1 protein-coding gene and 1 pseudogene are annotated in these 1,670 nt (G+C 75.8%); both read left to right on the top strand.

The window, feature by feature from the left end; all coding sequences use genetic code 11:
* A pseudogene (locus tag ACFVXK_RS38590) lies at positions 1 to 170 on the top strand (MerR family transcriptional regulator); the annotation flags it as partial.
* Positions 171 to 299: 129 nt separating this feature from the next.
* Positions 300 to 1,670: MMPL family transporter (locus tag ACFVXK_RS38585; RefSeq protein WP_389622065.1), on the top strand; the 1,371-nt coding region annotated here is incomplete at its 3' end.

Genomic DNA, 1,670 nt, shown 5'->3' with positions numbered 1-1,670 from the left:
ACCTGCTGGAGCAGATCGCCCCGCTGACCGAGCAGGTGCGGGCGGCGGGCGGGGTGGAGCCGCTGGAGGCCGCCCTCGGCGCCTGGCGGGCCCGGCTGTCGGCCCGCGGCCGGGCCCTGCTGGCGGGGGCCGCGGAGCTGGAGGCGTACCTGCGGGCGGCTGTCAAGTAACGAACAGCCGGGGCTACGGGCCCCGTACCTCCCCCGGGCACGGTGGAAGTCCACCGCCCCGCGCACCCGTCGGGTGCCGGAGCACCCGTCCGGACCGGAGGCATCATGTTCCGTCGTGCGGGGGACCGCGTGACCCGCCGTCCCCGACTCGTGCTCCTCGCCGCGCTGGTCTTCCTCGTCCTGTCCGCCGTGTTCGGCGCGGGCGCGGCCGGCCGGCTGGGGACCCAGGGCTACGACGACCCGCGCTCCGAGTCCAGCCGCGCCGCCCGGATCCTGGCCGAGCACGCGGGGGCCGAACCGAACCTGGTCCTCGTCGCACGGGCCCGCAGCGGCTCCGTCGACGACCCGGCGGCCTGCAGCGCCGGCGAGGCCCTGACCGCACGGCTCGCCGCCGAACCGTACGTGAGCGGTGTGACCTCGTACTGGTCCTCGGCTCCCGGGGCGGCGCAGCTGCGCGGCCGGGACGGGAGCGCGGCCATGCTGGTGGCGCACCTGGACGGCGAGGGCGGCCGGCTCGGCGAGCGCGTCCGGCGGCTGGGCCGGGAACTGGGCACGGACGGCAGCCCGGGCGGCGCCGCCGGACCGGTCCTGGCCGTACACGTCGGCGGTGCGGCCATGGTCGACGCCGAACTCCAGGACATCTCGGAGTCCGACCTGAAGCGGGCCGAGGCCGTCGTCCTGCCGGGCACCCTGGTGCTGCTGGTGCTGGTGTTCGGCAGTGTGGTGGCCGCGGCGCTGCCGCTGCTGATCGGGGTGCTGGCCATCGCCGGGACGCTGCTCGTGCTGAGCCTGCTGGGCGGTGTCACCGACGTGTCCGTGTTCGCGCTGAACCTCACCACGGCCCTGGGCCTGGGGCTGGGCATCGACTACGGGCTGCTGGTGGTCTCCCGGTTCCGCGAGGAGCTCGCGGCCGGGCACCTCCCGCGCGAGGCCGCCGTGCGGACCGTGCGGACGGCCGGCCACACCATCGGCTTCAGCGCCGCGACGGTCGCCGCCGCCCTGGCGACGCTGCTGGTCTTCCCCCCTTACTTCCTGCGCTCCTTCGCGTACGCGGGCATCGCCGTGGTGGCGATCGCCGCGGTCAGCGCCGTCACGGTGCTGCCCGCGCTGCTGACGCTGCTCGGTGAACGGGTCAACGCCTGGCCCGTGCCCTGGCGCCGGCGGGCCCGCAGCGGCTCGCGTTCGCGGCTGTGGGAGGGGCTCGCCCGGATCGTCGTGCGGCGGCCCCTGCTGGCGGCGCTGCCGGTGATCGGCCTGCTGCTGGTGCTCGCCGCGCCGTTCGCGCACGCCGGGTTCGCCACCCCGGACGACCGGGCGCTGCCGATGAGCTCGTCCAGTCGGCGGACCGGTGACCTGGTGCGTGAGGAGTTCGACCCGGCGGGCGCGAGCGCGCTCGGCGTCGTGCCGAGGGGACACATGTGCCGGTCGCTACGACACTACTTAGGCATACGTCTGTGGAAGCTGAATCAATATACCAGGGGGCCGGGGCCGGGGGTGGGG

The sequence above is a fragment of the Streptomyces sp. NPDC058157 genome, from assembly GCF_042884105.1.
Taxonomy (GTDB): Bacteria; Actinomycetota; Actinomycetes; order Streptomycetales; family Streptomycetaceae; genus Streptomyces.
The sequence above is the reverse complement of the archived record's forward strand: the minus strand, read 5'-3'. Positions and strand labels throughout refer to the sequence as shown.